Origin of the sequence: Nocardia elegans NBRC 108235 (assembly GCF_001612845.1) — a bacterium.
Classification (GTDB): Bacteria; Actinomycetota; Actinomycetes; order Mycobacteriales; family Mycobacteriaceae; genus Nocardia; species Nocardia nova.
The window spans coordinates 19461-37594 of sequence record NZ_BDBF01000003.1 but is presented as its reverse complement, the minus strand read 5'-3'; the positions used below and the strand labels follow the sequence as shown (position 1 = coordinate 37594).

Genomic DNA, 18134 nt, shown 5'->3' with positions numbered 1-18134 from the left:
CCCGCGCAGATCTGGCGGTCGCCGTCCTCTATCTCACTGCCGCTGTGTACGTACTGTCCGGGCAGTGGCGCGACACCGCGCACGGATACCTGGTGAAGAGTGGCCAGGACCAGTCGATGTGGGAGTGGTTCTTCGCCGAAACCGCACATGCGGTGATCCATCGGCACAATCCGCTGGGCACGAATCTGCAGAACTATCCCGACGGCGTGAACATGATGGCCAATACCGCCATGTTCGGCGTCGGGATTCCGTTGACGCCGGTGACCGTGCTGTTCGGCCCGACCGTCACCTTCGCGCTCGTGCTCACCCTGGGTCTCGCCGGAACCGGTTTCGCCTGGTACTGGCTGTTCTCGCGGGAGTTGGTGCGGTCCCGTTTCGCCGCCGCCCTGGGCGGCGCGTTCTGCGGCTTCGCCCCCGCGATGATCTCGCATGCCAACGCCCACCCCAATTTCGTCGGTCTGGCGATCCTTCCGGTGCTCGCGATCCTGGTCGTCCGGATGGCGCGCCGGGCCGCGTCCGACGAAACGGTGAGCCGGGCGCGGCTGGTGCGAGAGGCCGTGGTGCTCGCGGTTCTGGTCGCGCTGCAGATCGCGCTCGGCGAGGAGCCGCTGCTGATCTTCGCCCTGGGCTTCGGCCTGTACGCCCTCGTCTACTACCTGCACGAACCTCGGACCGGGCTGCGGGTGGTGCGTGCTGTGACGCCGATCCTGGCGCTGGCCGCGGTGATCACGGTGGCCGCTACGGCGATTCCGCTGTGGTGGCAGTTCTTCGGGCCGCAGAGTTACCGGTCCATCGATCACGGGCCGATGGGCAACGATCTCGAGGCGCTGGTCGAATTTCCCTCGCAGTCGCTGGGCGGGGTCTTCGCCCCGGGCAAGACCCCGGCGATCAATCCGACCGAGGAGAACGCCTTCTTCGGGTGGCCGCTGCTGGCCTTGACCGCCGTGACCGCGGTCTGGCTGTGGCGCTCGCGCCACCGCGACCATCGGGCGATTCGCGCTGCCACGACGGTGATCGTCGTGTTCAGCGTCCTGTCGCTGGGCGTATCGCTGCGAATCGGCAGGTCCGATACCGGGATCACCCTCCCGTGGCACTGGCTCGACCACGTGCCGCTGCTGAACACCGTGCTGGAGACGCGGTTCACCATGGCCGCGATTCCGGCTCTCGCGGCGATCCTGGCGCTGGGGACGCAGCGAATCCTCGAGTACGCCGGCACCAGCGCGAATGACCTGCGGCCAACGATCTGGTTCACCGCCGTCGCGCTGGCACTGGTCCCGCTGGTCCCCACCGTGCTGCCGGTGACCCATCGCGATCCGACGCCGCGGTTCTTCACCGACGGCACGGTCGGCCGCTATGTCGGCGACGGCTCCGTCGTGATCGCGCCGCCGCCGACCCGGCTCGACGCCCAGCCGCTGAACTGGCAGGTCGATGCCCATTTCGGCTTTCCGCTCGCGGGCGGCTATTTCGTCGGGCCGACGGCCGACAAGAAGGGCCGCTACGGTCCCGACGATCGGCCGACCGCGACGCTGTTGATGCGGGCGCAGAAAACCGATCGGATCCAGCCGGTCGATTCCCGGGCGAAGGCGCAAGCGCTGACCGATCTGGCCGACTGGCATGCCGACGTGGTCGTCCTGCCGCCCACCGAACACGGCGGGGCGATCCGCGCGACCCTCGACCAGCTGCTCGGCATCCCGGGGCAGGTGGCCGACGGTGTCGTCGTCTGGGATGTGCGCGGACTGCGGTGATGCGCCCTGCCACCTCCGGGCCCGTCGCTCCGGTCGCCTAGCATCGCTGGGTGCGCGCAGACTCTCCAGCGTTTCCCCGCATCCGCGTGATCGCCCTCCTCTCGGGGTTGATCGCCGTCGCCCTCGCGGTGCTCACGCCGCTGCTGCCGGTGCGGGAGGACCGGGCGAGCCTGGATTGGCCGCAGCCGCAATCGGTCCCGGTGAACGCGCCGCTGGTGTCGTATGTGCCGCTCACCGTCGACGCCTCGCTGCCGTGCAGCGCGCTCCGCGAACTGCCCAGCGGCACGGTCTTGTCCACGGTGCCCGCCGACGCACCCAATGCCTCCGCGAAGGGTCTGATCGCCAAGGTCACCGACGAGCCGGGTGGGCGCACACTCTCGGTGCTGCTGCGCGATATTCCGCTGCTCTCGGCGCCGCTGGCCGAGGTGGGTGGCTGCGCGCGCTTCGTCGTCACCTCCACGGCCCAGGCCACGACGGCCGAATTCACCGGTGTGACGCGGCAGGACGGCACACCGTTCACCAACACCGTCGGCGGCGATGTGCGACCCCAAATCGTCGGCGTCTTCACCGATCTCACGCGAGCGCAGCTCGGTGACGCCCACCTGCGCGCCGCCATCGACTCGCGCTTCTCGTCGACGCCGAGCCCGCTGAAGCTGGCCGCGATCATCGGCGCGGTCGTCTTCACCCTCATCGCACTGATCTGCCTGCACCTGATCGATACCGCCGACGGGCGACGACCGCGCCGCTTCCTGCCGGCCCACTGGTGGCGGGTCACCGTCGCGGATGTGGTGGTGCTGGGCATCCTGGTGGTCTGGCACATCATCGGCGCCAACACCTCCGACGACGGCTACATCCTGAATATGGCCCGGGCGTCGAAACATTCGGGCTATATGGCCAACTACTACCGCTGGTTCGGAGTGGCCGAGGCGCCCTTCGGCTGGCCGTACGAGGTGCTGGCCTGGATGACCCGGGTGAGCGACGCCGGCTGGTGGATGCGGCTGCCGGCCCTGCTGGCCGGTGTGCTGTGCTGGCTGGTGATCAGCCGGGAAGTGCTGCCGCGTCTGGGTTCTCGCGTCCGCCGCGACACCGTGGCGCTGTGGACGGCGGGGCTGGTGTTCCTGGTCGCCTGGCTGCCCTACGACAACGGCCTGCGCCCGGAACCGCTGATCGCCCTGGGCGCGCTGCTGACCTGGTGCTCGATCGAACGCTCGATCGCGACCGGACGACTGCTGCCCGCCGCGATCGCGGTGTTGATCGCGGCGTTCTCGCTCGCCGCCGGACCGACCGGCCTGATCTGCATCGCCGCCCTGGTCGCCGGCTCGCGACCGGTCCTGCAGCACATCATCGCCCGCGCCCGCGGCGGCGGTTCGGCCCGCGCGGCGATACTGCGGTACGGCGCCCTGCTCGCGCCGGGTGCGGCCGCCGGAGCACTGGTCCTGGTGGTGGTCTTCGCCGATCAGACACTGGCCTCGGTGATGGAGGCGACCCGGGTCCGCAAGATCATCGGACCGAATGTGGCCTGGTTCGACGAGCGGACCCGCTGGGATTCGCTGCTGATGCTGGCGCCGGACGGCTCGTTGGCCCGCCGGTTCGGCATTCTCGGCATGCTGCTGTGCCTGCTGGTGTGCGTTCTGGTCATGTTGCGCAAGAACGGCCGCATTCCGGGTACCTCGAAAGGCCCTTCGGCTCGCATCCTCGGCATCGTGTTCATGTCGCTGCTGCTGATGATGTTCACGCCCACCAAGTGGACCCACCACTTCGGCGTCTATGCCGGATTGGCCGGTTCACTCGCGGCGCTGACCGCGGTCGCGGTGGGTATCAACGGAATTCGCGCCCGCTACAACCGCTCGCTGTTCGCGGCCGCGGTGTTCTTCCTGCTGGCGATCACGTTCACCGGATCCAACGGCTGGTGGTATGTCTCCAGCTACGGTGTGCCGTGGTACGACAAGGCGCCGCTGATCGCGGGTAAGGGCCTCTCGACGCTGTTCCTCGGACTCGCGGTGCTGAGCATGCTGCTGGCGGCGTATCAGTACTATCGCGAGCCGTATCGAAAGACCGAGGGCCGCAGGCGGTTCGACACCTGGGCGGTGCAACCGCTGACCATCGCGGCCGCGGTCATGGTGCTGTTCGAGGTCGCCTCCCTCGGCAAGGGTGCGATTACGCAATATCCGGCCTATTCCATCGCGAAGTCGAATGTCCGTGCCCTGGGCGGACATCCCTGCTCCCTGGCCGACGCGGTCCTCACCGAAACCGATACCGCCGATTCCCTGCTGCAGCCCTACTCCGGTTCCGCGGCCGACGCGCTCGGCGCCGACAGTGTGGGCTTCGACCCGAACGGTGTGGCCAAGGATCTGACCGCCGACGCCGAGGAGACGACCACCGGCGGCGCGAATTCGGTCAACGCCGATTCCGCGAACAAGACCACCCGCACCACCACCGCGGGCACCGGCGGCGGCACCACACAGCAGGCGGGCGTCAACGGCAGCACCGTCGCGCTGCCGTTCGGTCTGGATCCGGCCCGCACCCCGGTGCTGGGCAGCTACACCACCGGGACCAAACAGCAGGCGCATCTGACCTCGGGCTGGTACCGGATGGACCTGCCCGGCGCTCGCCAGGATCCCGACCGCAAGGTCCTGGTGGTCACCGCGGCCGGACGGATCAAATCGGTGAATGCCGACGGCGTAGTCACCTACGGCCAGGATCTGCGCGTCGAATTCGGCGACCGCGCCGCCGACGGCACCGTGCGCCCGCTGGGCTCGTTCGTACCGCTGGATATCGGCGGGGCGCCGTCGTGGCGGAATATGCGGGTGCCGCTGGACCGCATTCCGGACGGGACCAACGCGGTGCGGATCGTAGCGGTCGCCAACGATCTGACGCCGCGGCAGTGGCTCGCGGTCACACCGCCACGCCTGCCGAAGCTCGCCACCCTCGATTCGGTGGTCGGACACACCGATCCCGTCCTCGAGGATTGGCACGTCGGTCTGGCCTTTCCCTGCCAGCGCCCGTTCGACCACAAGGACGGCGTAGCCGAGGTGCCGAAGTGGCGCATCCTGCCGGACCGGGTCGGTTCCGACGCCTCCAACGCCTGGCAGGACGATATCGGCGGCGGCCCGCTGGGCTGGACCGGGTTGTTGCTGTCGGCTCAGACCATCCCCGCCTATCTGAACGACGACTGGGGCCGGGACTGGGGTTCGCTGGAACGGTTCACCCCCTACGTCCCGGAGGCGCGCCAGGCCGATGTCGGGGTGACGGTTCAGACGCGCTGGGGCTGGGCCAAGGATGCGCCCATCAAAGTGAAATAGCAGGTCGACCGGTATGTAGCGGAAATACGGGCAACGGTTCGGAAAATCGATAGGTCCGAACCGTTCCCGTGAACACGGTCACTCTCAGTGTGGGCAGATAACATCACCATCCGTGCCCGACGCCGCAACAGCTGTCTTGACAAAACCGACGGTCGCCGAACAACCGGTAACGTCGCGCGATTTCCGCACCGCCCGGATGATCGCCGTGATCGCCGGCCTGCTCGGCGCGATCTTCGCGCTCGCCACCCCGTTTCTGCCGGTCCAGCAGACCACCGCCGAGGTGAACTGGCCGCAGGGCGGGACCATCGGCAATGTCGAGGCGCCGCTGATGTCGCAGGTCCCGGTGGATCTGCGGGCATCCATCCCGTGTTCGACGGTGGCAGCGCTGCCCCAGGGCGGCATGCTGCTCAACACCGCGCCGCCGCAGGGCGACCGCGCCGCGCTCGAGGGCATGTTCGTGCGTGTCACCAGCGATTCGGTCGACGTGGTCGACCGCAACGCGATCGTCGCCTCCGCGAAGCGCAGCGAGCTCGAGGGCTGCACCGCCATCACCATCACCTCCGATATCGACCGCACCTACGCCCACTTCGAGGGCCTGACCAAGCAGGTCGAACGGCCCGCCGCCGACGGCGGCACCGAAACCGTGACCGTGCCGGTGGACGGCGCCCTGCAGGGTGATCTGCGGCCGCAGGTGGTCGGCGTGTTCTCGGATCTGAAGGGTGCGGCGCCGGCCGGGCTGTCGTTCCACATGACCGTCGATTCCCGCTTCTCGTCCTCGCCGACCGTGATCAAACTGGTCGCGATGATCGCCGCGGTGCTGTGCACACTCATCGCGCTGGCCGCGCTCGGCCGCCTCGACACCAGCGACGGCCGCGGCCACCGCCGCTTCTTCCCCGCGCATTGGCTGAAGCCGACCTGGGCCGACGGCGCGGTCCTGGGCGTTCTGCTGGTGTGGCATTTCATCGGCGCCAACACCTCCGACGACGGCTACATCCTGACGATGGTGCGAGTGGCGCCGCACGCGGGCTATCTGGCCAACTACTTCCGCTGGTACGGCGTGCCGGAGGCGCCGTTCGGCTGGTACTACGACGTCATTCAGGTCTTCGCGCAGATCTCCACGGCCAGCCCGTGGGTGCGCATCCCCGCGCTGCTGTGCGGAATCCTGTGCTGGATGGTGATCAGCCGCGAGGTGGTGCCACGACTGGGCCGCAGCGTGCGGACCTCGAAGGTCGCGCTGTGGACCGGCGGGCTGGTGTTCCTCGCCTTCTGGCTGCCCTACGACAACGGCCTGCGCTCGGAGCCGATCGTCGCGCTGGGCGCGCTGCTGACCTGGGTGTCCATCGAACGCGCGATCGCCACCGGACGCCTGTTGCCCGCTGCCGGCGCGGTACTGGTCGCGGCGTTCACCCTCGCCGCGGCGCCGACCGGCCTGATGTGTGTGGCCGCCCTGCTCGCCGGGATCCGGCCGCTGGTGCGAATCGTGGTGCGCCGCAAGCGCGACCTGCAGGCGCGTGCCGGTAGCGGCTGGCGCGCTTCGGGATTCGTATCCTCACTACCGTTGCTGGCGCCGATCGCGGCGGCCGGTTTCCTGGTACTCACCGTCGTCTACAGCGACCAGACCTTCGCCGGGATCCAGGAGGCCAACCGCGTGCGGCGCCTCACCGGCCCGAACCTGGCCTGGTATGAGGACTACCTGCGCTACTACTACCTGTTCGTGCAGACCGTCGACGGCTCGGTCTCCCGCCGGTTCGCCTTCATCGTGATGATCCTGTGCCTGATCACCACTGCCCTGGTGTTGTTGCGGCGCAAGCAGATTCCCGGCATCTCCAGCGGTCCGACCTGGCGGTTGATCGGGGTGGTCTGCGGAACCATCTTCTTCATGATGTTCAACCCGACCAAGTGGACCCACCACTTCGGCGCGTACGCGGGCATCGCGGGTGCGCTCGCGGCGGTGACGGCGGTCGCGGTTTCGGCGACGGCGCTGCGGTCGCGCAAGAACCGCTCGATCTTCCTGGCCGCCCTGCTGTTCGCTCTGGCGCTGTCGTTCTCCGGCACCAACGGCTACTGGTACGTCTCGAGTTACGGCGTGCCGTGGTTCGACAAGACGGTCTCCCTGCACGGCTTCCAGTCCAACACGCTGATGCTGGTGCTGTTCGGCCTCGCGCTCGCGGTGGTGGCCTGGCAGGCGCTGCGCGAGGGTTACGCCAAACCGCCGGAGAGTTCGAAATCCTCGCGCGGCAAGCGCATTCGGCGGTTCGCGGCCATTCCGCTGACGCTCGTCGCCGCGGCGATGGTGTTGTTCGAGGTGCTGTCGCTGGCCAAGGGCGCTGTGACCCAGTACCCGGCCTACTCACTGGCCCGCGGCAATGTCGACGCGGTCGACGGCAACCGCTGCGGAATCGCCGATGACGTTCTGGTCGAGTCGAACCCGAACCAGGGCCGGTTGAATCCGATCATCGATCCCGCGCATCCGCCCAAGGACAACGATCCGCTGGCCGGTGTCGACCCGACCGGCTTCGACCCCAACGGCGTGCCGACCGATCTGAAAGCCGATGCGGTGGAGGTGAAGCCGGGCACCGGTAACACCTCCAACCAGTCGGTGGGCGCGAACTTCGCCGAGGGACAGAACGCGGGCACCGGCGGCGGCACCACGAAAGAGGCCGGTATCAACGGCTCCACGGTGGCACTGCCCTACGGCCTCGACCCGAAGGCGACCCCGGTGATGGGCAGCTATCAGCAGGGCCTGCAGCAGCCCGCGCATCTGACCTCGAGCTGGTACGAACTGCCCGCTCGCTCGGCCGATGCACCGCTGGTGGTCATTTCCGCGGCCGGCCGCATCCTGTCCTTCGACCAGACCGGGGCGCTGCAGTACGGCCAGGACCTGAAGCTCGAGTACGGCAAACGTCAGCCCGACGGTTCGGTGAAATTCGAGGGCAGCTACGTCCCGCGCGATATCGGCCCGGCGCCGTCGTGGCGCAACCTGCGCGTTCCGCTGTCGGAGATCGCCGCGGACGCCGATGCGGTGCGGATCTCGGCCAATCGCAATGTGCTGATCGGTGACCAGTGGCTGGCGTTCACACCGCCGCGAGTGCCGAAGATGGTCACGCTGAACAACTTCCTGGGCTCCGAGCAACCGGTGCTCGAGGACTGGGCGGTGGGCCTGCAGTTCCCGTGCCAGAACCCGTTCCCGCACCGCTACGGCGTGGCGACGATGCCGAACTACCGCATCCTGCCCGACCGCCCGCTCGCGGTGAGCTCGACCGATACCTGGCAGGCCGAGGAATTCGGCGGCCCGCTCGGTTTCACCCAGATGCTGGCGGGCTCCACCACGATCCCGACCTATCTGAAGGACAACTGGGCTCGTGACTGGGGCACCTTGGAGCGCTACGACCGGTACTACACCGATGCCACACCGGCGAAGGTGGACACCGGCACCGCGACGCGCTCCGGATTCTGGAGTCCGGGACAGCTGCGCGTGTTCTGATCGTCGGTCCGGACCGACGACGGCGGGCGGCGCACATATCGTGCGCCGCCCGCCGTCGTCGTATGCAGCGATGTGGGATTGCCGGGCCGGGGCCTACACGTCGACGTGTTCGATCCACTCGTAGACCGGGAGATTGCCTTCGGGAGTGTCCTGGCGGCGTGGTGTGGATTTGAAGCGTTCGTAGCCACCGGCGTTCTGCACGCGTAATTCGATGCCGGGTGGGGTGATGGGAACGATGCGGTGCGGCAGGTCGGCCGGCCCGCCTTCGAGTACAGCCTTCGGTGAGCTACCCATAGCTGAAGGCTCTCATATGGCGGCCCGCCGACCGGGCGATTCCACGAAAGACACGCGCTACCCGGCGTTCAACCGGGCGTTACCCCGGCATACGCACGTAGGCACGACGCCGACGGCAGACTTGGCAGCCCGGGGCGGCAACGCGGTACCGACACGAGCGCCGGCCTCGCTCGAGAGTGATGCGCAGAGGCCGGCGTCGGTGGCGAGCGCGCAGTTACAGCGGCAGCAGGTGGTGTTTGCGCGGGTTGCGCTGCAGGCGCTTGTCGCGCAGCAGCGTCAGCGCCTTGCGGATCTCCAGGCGGGTCGCCGAGGGTTCGATGACCGCATCGATGTAGCCGCGCTCGGCCGCGGGCCACGGGGTGGCGGCGGTCGCGTTGTAGAAGTCGATCATCTGTTTGCGGATGGCCTCGCGCTGATCCTCCGGCGCCGCCTCGAGCTGGCGGCGGCCGACCAGGCCGACCGCCTGCTCCGCGCCCATCACGGCGATCCGGGCGGTGGGCCAGGCGAAGTACACATCCGCGCCGAGGGCCTTGGAACCCATGACCGCCCAGCCGCCGCCGTACGCCTTACGAACCACGACGGTGACCTTCGGAACCGTCGCCTCTACGAAGGAGAACAAGAAGCGGCCACCGCGCTTGATGACGCCGGCCTTCTCCTGCTCCAAACCGGGCATGAACCCGGGCGTGTCCACAACCAGCACCAGCGGAATTTCGAACGCATCGCACATCCGCACGAAATGCGAGGCCTTGTCGGACGCCTTGGCATCGAGCGCCCCCGCCAGGTACATCGGCTGGTTGGCGACGACACCGACCGACCGGCCGTCGACCCGGGCGAAACCGGTGATGATGTTGCGGGCCATATCGGACCCGACCTCGTGGAAGCCGCCGTCGTCGAAGATCCGCAGCAGCACCTCGTGCATGTCGTAGCTGGCGTTGTCGGAGTCGGGGACGAAACTGTTCAGTTCCAGATCGGTTTCGGTGATCTCGGGCTCGAGGCCCGGATTGACGATCGGCGGCTCCTCCTGGCAGCTGGACGGGAGATAGCTCAGATATTCGCGCGCCCACTCGAACGCCGCCTTCTCGTCCTTGGCGACGTGGTGAATATTGCCCCAGTCGGCCTGGTTGTAGGCGCCGCCCAGCTCGTCGGCGCTCACATCCTCACCGGTGGCCTCGCGAGTGATCTGTGGGCCGGTGACGAACATGTGCGCGGATGCGGTGGCGATCACGACATCCGTACAGATCGGCTGATATACCGCACCGGCGGCACAGTTGCCGAGGATCAGCGACACCATCGGCACCGCACCCGAGAGCGATTCCTGGGCGATCGCCATCTCGCCGTACCAGCGCAGCGAGGTCACCGCCTCCTGCACGCGCGCGCCGCCGGAGTCGTTGATGCCGACCAGCGGGCAACCCATCTTGGCGGCGAAGCGCATGAGCGAGGCGACCTTGCGGCCGAACATCTCGCCGACCGTCCCGCCGTACACAGTCTGGTCGTGCGAGAACACCGCCACCGGCCGGCCTTCCACCAGCCCGTGGCCGGTGACCACACCGTCGCTGTACAGCGAGTTCTTGTCCGCCGGATTGCGAACCAGCGCACCGATTTCCACGAAGGTGCCCGGGTCCAGCAGCATGTTGATCCGCTCGCGCGGCGAGGGGATACCCTTCTTGGCCCGCTTGGCAATCCCCGCTTCGCCGGCCGGCTCCTGCGCGAGTTCCAGCTTCTTCCGCAGGTCGGCAAGCCTCTCGGCGGTCGTACTCACTGCTCTCCCTTCCCGGGCGCATCGTCGGCTTCGGTGCTGATCGCGGCCAGTTTCCGGGTGAGGTCGGCACCGATCTGCGCGACGCGCGGTTCATCGATGATCTGGAGGTGGTCACCCGGGATGTGGATGACTTCCAGGTTGGGGATGTAGTCGTCCCATCCGCCGTTCGGCTTGCGTTCGGCGAAACGAGGCTCGAGCTCGATCATGCCGTCGTGATACCGATCGGCCAGATAGAGAACGACATCGCCCTCGTAGTGAGACGGCTGGGCCTTCTCCAACTCACGGCTTTCGATCCACGAGTAGCGCTGGTGTTCGATGACACCACCCGGGATCTTCACGTCAGCGAATTTCAGCAAATCCGTGACGATTTTGAACTGCTCCTCGTCGGACGCCTCCGCGAGTTCCTGCAGCATCTCGTCGTCCAGTTCGCCTTGAATGCCGTAAGTCTTCTGCGCAAAGGCTTGGAAACGCTCGATGCGGCCGCGTCGTCCCTGAGGACTGTTGTCCTCATCCTGGGTAGGCAGAGCCAAGTCGATCAGGCCGACCAGACGGACGTCCGCCCCCTCCGAACGAAGGATCTGTGCCACCTGCAAAGCCAGGACCGCACCCAGTGACCACCCGTAGAACACGTACGGGCCAGCGGGCTCGATTTCCCGAATCTTGGTGACGTACTGACGCGCCCGTTCCTCGATGGAACCGTCGACCCGCTCGAAGCCGTACATCGGAGTACTTTCCGGCAGCCGCTTCAGCAGGGGTTCGTAAACGAGCGTGTTACCGCCGGAGGGATGGAATACGAAGACCGGCACAGCTTTCGAGCCTTCGGCTCGCGGCCGCAGGGGCCGTACGAATCCTTCGACGTCACCGCTGTTGTCCTGGTGTACCCGGACGATATCCGACAGTTGCTCGATGGTTTCGCAATCGAGCACATCCTCGACGTCGATCGTCGCGCCGACCCGATCCGACAGGCGCGCGGCCAGCTTCTCCGCGGTGTCCTCGTCGAGAATCGGCAGGGTGTTGAAGATACCGCCGGCCGACTTACCGGTCACCATCGCCCAGGCCGCGAAGGTCAACCGCTCGGCCGCATCACGCGGGGGCACATCGGATTCCGGTTCCTTGGTGCCCGCGTCTCGGCCGCCGCCGAACACTGCCGCTGCCTGCGCGGGAGCGGTGCCGTTCTCGGATCCGGTCTTCGCGTCGGCCGCATCACCGGCGGGAGCAACCGACTCGGCCGGCTTCGGCTCGGCGGCTTCCACCTGCTGCTTCACCGCCGCGGCCGGGTCCTCTCCGGCCTCCATCGCCGCGCGCGCGGCGGCGACGAAGTTGTCGTCCACGGTGAGCGAACCACCTTCGGCGGCTTGCTTTTCCGCCATCGCCGCGACCTGGTCACGGTGCTCGATGGCGTAGCGCAGCACCTTGCCGACCTCGTTGAGGCTGGCATCGCGCACCGCCGAGACCTGTAGCGACGGGATGTCGAATTCGTATTCGACGCGGTTCTTGATCCGCATCGCCATCAGCGAGTCCAGACCCAGCTCCATCAGCGGGATCTCCATCGGCAGATCCTCTACGGCATAGCCCATGGATTCCGCGGCGATGGTGGCCAGACGCTCCTCGACGGTCTGTGTCCCGTTCGGATCCCAGCGATCGCCGAAACTCTCCGCGACGACGAGATCGGCTGTGCCGCTGTCCGTCTCGGCCGGAGCGGGAGCGGGCTGGACGGCGGGAGCCGGAGTTCCGTTGCCGGACGGTGCGCTCGCGGTGACCACCGCATCGAACAGCAGCCGGAACGCATTGCCCTCGCGGACGTGCACCTGCACCGAGGCTCCGCCCGGATGCGGGGTGAGCGTCGTGGTCAGGGTGCCGGACGCCGGCAACGGGGAATGCGCGACGGTCGCACCCAGTGCGACCTCCGACAACACCTGCGCCGCAGCCGCATTCACCAGACCGGCCAGATCGGTGACCGCCGAGGCCGCGACCTCCCAGGCGTGGCGGCCGTCGGGTAGCGCCACGTGCGCACCGGGCGCGCGACCGCTGCCCGAACCCGTCGCGATGCTGACCTTGGGCCAGTATTCCTTGCGCAGGAAGGCCGTTCGCGGCACGTCGGCGTAGTCACCGGCGGGCAGCAGCGACACCAGGTCGACCGGATGGCCCTGCACATACAGCTGGGCGAGCGCGGAGATGACGCCCGCGGCCTCGTCCTCCTTACGCTTGAGCGTGGGGATCAGGGCCGCGTTGTGCACACCGGCGGCGAAGGTCGTGCCCATGACCTGCATGAGCGCAACGGAATTCGGCGCCAGTTCCAGGTAGGTGGTGATGCCGGCGTCGACGGCGCGGCGGATCGCGTTGGTGAAGTACACCGAGCCGCGCATATTGGTCACCCAGTAATCGACATCGTGTACCGGGTCCGAACCGGCCTTGTACACGGTCGCCTTGTGCACGGTCGAGTAGAGATCCGTGGTCACCTTGGTCGGCTCGATACCGGCCAGCTCCGCGGCCAGCTCGCCCAACAGCGGATCCATCTGCGACGTGTGCCCCGCACCGCGGGTCTGCAGTACCCGGGCGAATTTGCCCTCGGCCTCGGCGCGCGCCACGATCGCGTGCACCTGGTCGGGCGGCCCGCCGATCACGGTATTGGTCGGCGCGGCGTACACCGCCACCTCAAGATCCGGATACTCCGGCAGCACCTTCTCGATATCTTCGGCGCTGTACTCGACCAGGGCCATATTGCGCACCTGGTCGTCGGTGATCATCTGCTCGCCCTCGCCCATCAGCCGCGAGCGTGCGCAGATCACACGCACCGCGTCCTCGAGCGGGAGGCCACCGGAGATGTACGCGCCGGCCGCCTCGCCCTGCGAATGTCCCACCACGCCCGCCGGCTCGGCGCCGTGCGCACGCAGCAGCGCGGCCAAACCGAGCTGGATGGTGAACACACCGACCTGCGAGGTGCCCACATCCCAGTCCTGGGCGTCGTCGAGGATCATCTCCTTGACCGAATATCCGGCCTCGTCGACAACCAGTTCGTCGACCTCGTCCACGGTCCGGGCGAAGATCGAATTCTCCAGATAGAGCTGCTTACCCATCTTCCGGTGGTGCGAGCCGAATCCGGCCAGCACCCACATCGGGCCCTGGGCGGCCGGGGAATCGGCGGTGAACACACCCGGTCCCGGCTTACCGGCGGCGATGGCGCGCAAGCCGGCCACGGCCTCCTCGTGCGTCTTCGCCAGCACCACGCCGCGCGAACGCCCGTGGTTGCGCTTGGCCAGCGACCGTGCCACATCCTCGAGCGGAGTCGCCTGTCCCGCTTCGGATTCGAGCCAGTCGGCGAGGTCGCTCGCGGCCCGGCGACGGCGCGACGGCAGGTAGGCCGAAACCGGCAGGATCACCGGCAGGGGCTCGGTGCGTTCCTGCGTCCACTCGGCAGCCTCGGCGACGGGCTCGGGTTCGGCCAGCGGATCGTTGCCCTCGACGATCGCCTCGGCACCGGCGAGCACATCGGTCGCCTCGTTGTCGAGCTCGGCGTCGAGCTCGGTTTCGGCCGAAGTACCCTGCGCCGCATCGTCTTTCACCTCGGTGGCGGCGGCCGGTACGTATTCCTGGATGACCACGTGCGCGTTGGTGCCACCGAATCCGAATCCGGAGACGCCGATGGTGGCGGTACCGCTGTAGCGCGGGAATTCGGTCGGCTCGTCGACGACCTTCAGGTGTGCCTGATCGAACGGAATGAAGGGGCTCGGCCCCGCGTAGCCGATATTCGGCGGAATGACGTTGTGCTGCAACGCCAGAATCACCTTGGCGAGGGCGGCGGCTCCGGCGCCGGATTCGAGATGTCCGAAGTTGGTCTTCGCCGAACCCAGCAGCGCCGGCTTGTCGTCTTCGCGCCCACGGCCGACCACCCGGCCGAGCGCGTCGGCCTCGATCGGATCGCCGATCGGGGTACCGGTGCCGTGTGCCTCGATGTAGTCGACGGTCGAGGGCGCGATACCGGCATCCCGGTACGCGCGGCGCAGGACATCGACCTGGGCATCCGGATTCGGGGCGACGATGCCGTTGGAACGGCCGTCGGAGTTGACGGCAGTGCCTTTCACGACCGCGAGAATTCGGTCTCCGTCGCGTTCGGCGTCGGCCAGGCGCTTGAGCACCACCATGCCGGCGCCCTCACTGCGGACCATGCCGTCGGCATCGGAGGAAAACGCTTTGATGTGGCCGTCTTTCGCGACCGCGCCGATGGAGTCGAATCCGAGCGTGATCGCGGGGGCCAGCAGCATGTTCACACCACCGGCCAGCGCCACGTCGGCGTCGCCGTTACGCAGGGCGCGCACCGCATCGTGCACCGCCACCAGGGTCGAGGAGCACGCGGTGTCCACGGCTACCGAAGGACCGCGGAAATCGTAGAAGTACGACACCCGGTTGGCGACGATCGCGGTGGAGCCGCCCGTGAGGGCGTAGGCATCGGCCGAGGCCGGAGCGTCGGCGTCCGACTTGCCCAGCCCCAGTGCGGCGATCAACGAGAAATCGTTGGTCGAGGTGCCGATGAACACGCCGACCGATTCACCCTTGAGGGTATTCGCCGGAATTCGCGCGTGTTCCAACGCTTCCCACGTCAGCTCCATCATGAGCCGCTGCTGCGGATCGACGCGCTCGACCTCGACCGGCGACATCGCGAAGAACTCCGCGTCGAAGCCCTTGATCACATCCTGGTCGAGATAGCCGCCAAGGGTATTGCCGTTCTCGACGGCCGCCGCGATATCCGGATCGGCCAGGAATTCGGACCAGCGGCCCTCGGGCAGCTCCCGGATGCCGTCGCCCCGGTTGATCAGGAAATCCCAGGTCGACTCCGGCGTATCGCCTGCTCCGGGCAATCGCGTGGACAGACCGACGATGGCGATATCGTGCGCCGCCCCAGGCTGGTATCCGGCGGTGTAGAAGGCGTCGTCGGCCGCCTCCTCCGGCGCCTCCGGCTCACCGTTGATGATCCGCTCGGCGAGCGCCGCGATGGTCGGGTGCTGATACACGATCGTCGCGTTCAGCAGGACGCCGGTGAGCTCTTCGATATCACCGCCCAGGGCGATCGCGTCACGGGAGGCCAGGCCGAATTCCTCCATCGGCCGGTCGACCGTGATCTGCTCCACGGGCTGGCCGGTGGCGTCGGCGACCCAGCGCTGCAGCCACTCGCGCAGCTCGGCCACCGACATATCGGTGCCGCCGGATTTCGCCGCGCCGCCCGGTTCGGTCACACTCTGTTCGGTCGCAGTGGTCTGCTGCTCCACCTCGGCGTTCGCGTCGCCGGTGGTTGCCGTCGTCTGGGTGCCCTCGTTGTCAGCCATCAATTCCTCAAGCTACCTGTGTGCGAATGTTGCGCGGGCGGGGATTGACAGCCGATTCGCCGTCATGTGGATAAGTCGCGGGTTGTGGACAACCCGCCGGCAGATCGCGTCCCCCGGCGAATTCCACACCGCTGCGGGCTGCCGGCCGGCCCGTCGAACGGGCACGTCACAGCGACCAACGGACCGGCCGGGGCGACGAGAAACCCCGATCTCGGCACGGTGGGAATTCACCGAGAACACGACTTACTCTTCGTCCGGTGCGTCGGGGAAGGCCTGCTGCTGATAGCCGCCGCGCAGGGTGCCCTCCAGATACGCGGCCCGGCACGCCCGGCGTGCCAGCTTGCCGCTCGAGGTACGCGGAATCGAACCGGCGGGCACCAGCAGCACGTCACGCACGGTCACGCCGTGACGCTGCGACAGCGCACCGCGCACCGCGTCGGCGATCGGCTGCGGGTCGGCCTTGTGCGCGCCCGGGCCCCGCTCGGCCACGATCACCAGCTGCTCGGAGGCATCGTCGGCGTCGTACTTCAGACCGGCGTGGCTGTCCGAGGCGAATACCTCGGCCGGCAGCTGGTTGGCCGGCACCGAGAACGCCGCGATGAAGCCCGGACGCAGCATCTTGCTGGCCTCCTGCGCGGAGAACTCCAGGTCCTGCGGGTAATGGTTGCGGCCGTCGACGATCACCAGGTCCTTGACGCGGCCGGTGATGTACAGCTCGCCGTCGACGTAGACGCCGTAGTCGCCGGTGCGCAGCCAGATCGCGTCGTCCGGGGTGCCGGCGGCGTGCGAGCCCTCGGCCTGGCGGTTGGTCAGCAGGTTCTTGAAGGTCTTGCGAGTTTCCTCCTCGCGACCCCAGTAACCGATGCCGATGTTGTTGCCGTGCAACCAGATTTCGCCGACGCGGCCCTCGGGCAGCTCCTGCGCGCCCTCGGGGCTGTCGATGGATTCGGGGTCGACGATCGCGGCCCACTGCGACAGCGCGATGTAGCCACAGCTCACCTGCGCGATCGCGTTCGGCGCGCTCTGGTCGACCTTCACCACGCGGCCGGCGTTGAGTTCGTTGCGGTCGACGTAGATGACCTTGGCCTCGTCCTCGGCCCGCGTCGCGGAGACGAACAGGGTCGCCTCGGCCATGCCGTAGCAGGGCTTGATCGCGGTCTTGGGCAGCCCGTAGGGGGCGAATGCCTCGTTGAACTTCTTCATCGACGAGGTGGTCACCGGCTCACTGCCGTTGATCAGGCCGATCACGTTCGACAGATCCAGCGTTTCGCCGTTCTTCGGCAGACCGCGCGCCGCGGCGTGCTCGAAGGCGAAGTTCGGCGCGGCGGCGAAGGTGCCGGCACCGTCGGATACCGCGGCGAGCTCGGAGATCCAGCGACCCGGGCGCCGGACGAAGGCGCTCGGCGACATGATGGTGATGTACTTACCGCCGATCGCCGGCAGGATCACGCACAGCAGGCCCATGTCGTGGTACAGCGGCAGCCAGGTGACACCGCGCGAGTTCCAGTCCAGGTTGATGGCGTGAACCATCTGCAGCAGGTTGGTGCCGACCGCGCGGTGGGTGATCTCCACGCCGGCCGGGGTCCGGGTCGAACCCGAGGTGTACTGCAGGTAGGCGATGTCGTCGACGGCCAGATTCGGCCGCACCCAGGACTCGCCGAGAGTGTCGGGCACCGCGTCGACGGCGATGATGCGCGGACGCTGCGCGGCCGGCAGCGGCCGGAAGAACTGGCGCACGCCGGCGGCCGAGGAGCTGGCCGTCAGAATCGCCGACGGCTTGCAGTCGCCCAGCACGGCGTGCAGGCGGTCGGTGTGGCCCGGCTCGTCCGGATCGAACAGCGGCACCGCGATGGTGCCGGCGTAGATGGCGGCGAAGAAGGAGATCACATAGTCCAGGCCCTGCGGCGCCAGGATCGCCACCCGGTCGCCGGGTTTGGTCACCTGTTGCAGGCGAGCGGCCACCGCGCGCAGCCGGACGCCGAATTCCTTCCAGGTCAGGTCCTGATACTCCCCGTCGCGCTCGCGGGAGTAGTCGATATAGCGATACGCAAGATCGTTCGCATCGTTGCGGGTGTGCTTCTCGACGTAATCGACCAGGGTGCGGCCCTCGGGAATTGCGATGTTCCCGGTTTCGTCCAGGTAATCGTCGAAAGTCTCGTCCGTCATTCCTTCTCCTCCGAGGCACACGCAGCACGGCGACATGGCCGCTGTTACCTGTGAGGCCCCGAC

General features: G+C 67.8%; 7 protein-coding genes. 3 read left to right on the top strand and 4 right to left on the bottom strand.

The features are described 5' to 3' along the window. The 3 genes from NE2_RS36180 to NE2_RS03670 form a co-directional block, all read left to right on the top strand. Positions 1–1745, top strand: a 1745-nt coding sequence (locus NE2_RS36180) for a DUF6541 family protein (protein WP_063023876.1), incomplete at its 5' end; no start/stop codon positions are given. Positions 1746–1795: 50 nt separating this feature from the next. Continuing rightward, the gene (locus tag NE2_RS03675) at positions 1796–5047 is read left to right on the top strand and encodes an arabinosyltransferase domain-containing protein (protein ID WP_063023874.1); all 3252 of its coding nucleotides are present in this window, start codon (positions 1796–1798) and stop codon (positions 5045–5047) included. A 112-nt stretch (positions 5048–5159) separates the two neighbouring features. Then, positions 5160–8531 carry an arabinosyltransferase domain-containing protein gene (locus tag NE2_RS03670; protein WP_373862219.1) on the top strand — a complete coding sequence of 1124 codons (3372 nt, stop codon included), beginning with the start codon at positions 5160–5162 and terminating at the stop codon, positions 8529–8531. Positions 8532–8624: 93 nt separating this feature from the next. Here the strand turns inward: NE2_RS03670 and NE2_RS03665 are convergent, their stop codons facing one another. The 4 genes from NE2_RS03665 to fadD32 form a co-directional block, all read right to left on the bottom strand. Then, positions 8625–8825 (bottom strand): DUF5988 family protein, encoded by a 201-nt coding sequence (locus NE2_RS03665; RefSeq protein WP_036497026.1) that lies wholly within the window; start codon positions 8823–8825, stop codon positions 8625–8627. Between the two features lie 214 nt (positions 8826–9039). Beyond that, positions 9040–10584 carry an acyl-CoA carboxylase subunit beta gene (locus tag NE2_RS03660; RefSeq protein WP_063023871.1) on the bottom strand — a complete coding sequence of 515 codons (1545 nt, stop codon included), beginning with the start codon at positions 10582–10584 and terminating at the stop codon, positions 9040–9042. Continuing rightward, entirely contained in the window at positions 10581–15773 is a 5193-nt protein-coding gene (pks13, locus tag NE2_RS03655) for a polyketide synthase Pks13 (RefSeq protein WP_063023887.1), read from the bottom strand. The genes NE2_RS03660 and pks13 overlap by 4 nt, the downstream gene beginning before the upstream one ends. Before the next feature lie 375 nt (positions 15774–16148). After that, on the bottom strand, positions 16149–18071 hold the full coding sequence (fadD32, locus tag NE2_RS03650; protein ID WP_181320960.1) for a long-chain-fatty-acid--AMP ligase FadD32: 1923 nt from the start codon (positions 18069–18071) through the stop codon (positions 16149–16151). Positions 18072–18134: the final 63 nt, after the last annotated feature.

Excerpts from the sequence above, each read along its gene's own strand:
- NE2_RS03665 (WP_036497026.1), bottom strand. The coding sequence starts at position 8,825 with ATGGGTAGCTCACCGAAGGCTGTACTCGAAGGCGGGCCGGCCGACCTG.
- pks13 (WP_063023887.1), bottom strand. The coding sequence starts at position 15,773 with ATGTCGGTGGCCGAGCTGCGCGAGTGGCTGCAGCGCTGGGTCGCCGAC.
- fadD32 (WP_181320960.1), bottom strand. The coding sequence starts at position 18,071 with ATGACGGACGAGACTTTCGACGATTACCTGGACGAAACCGGGAACATC.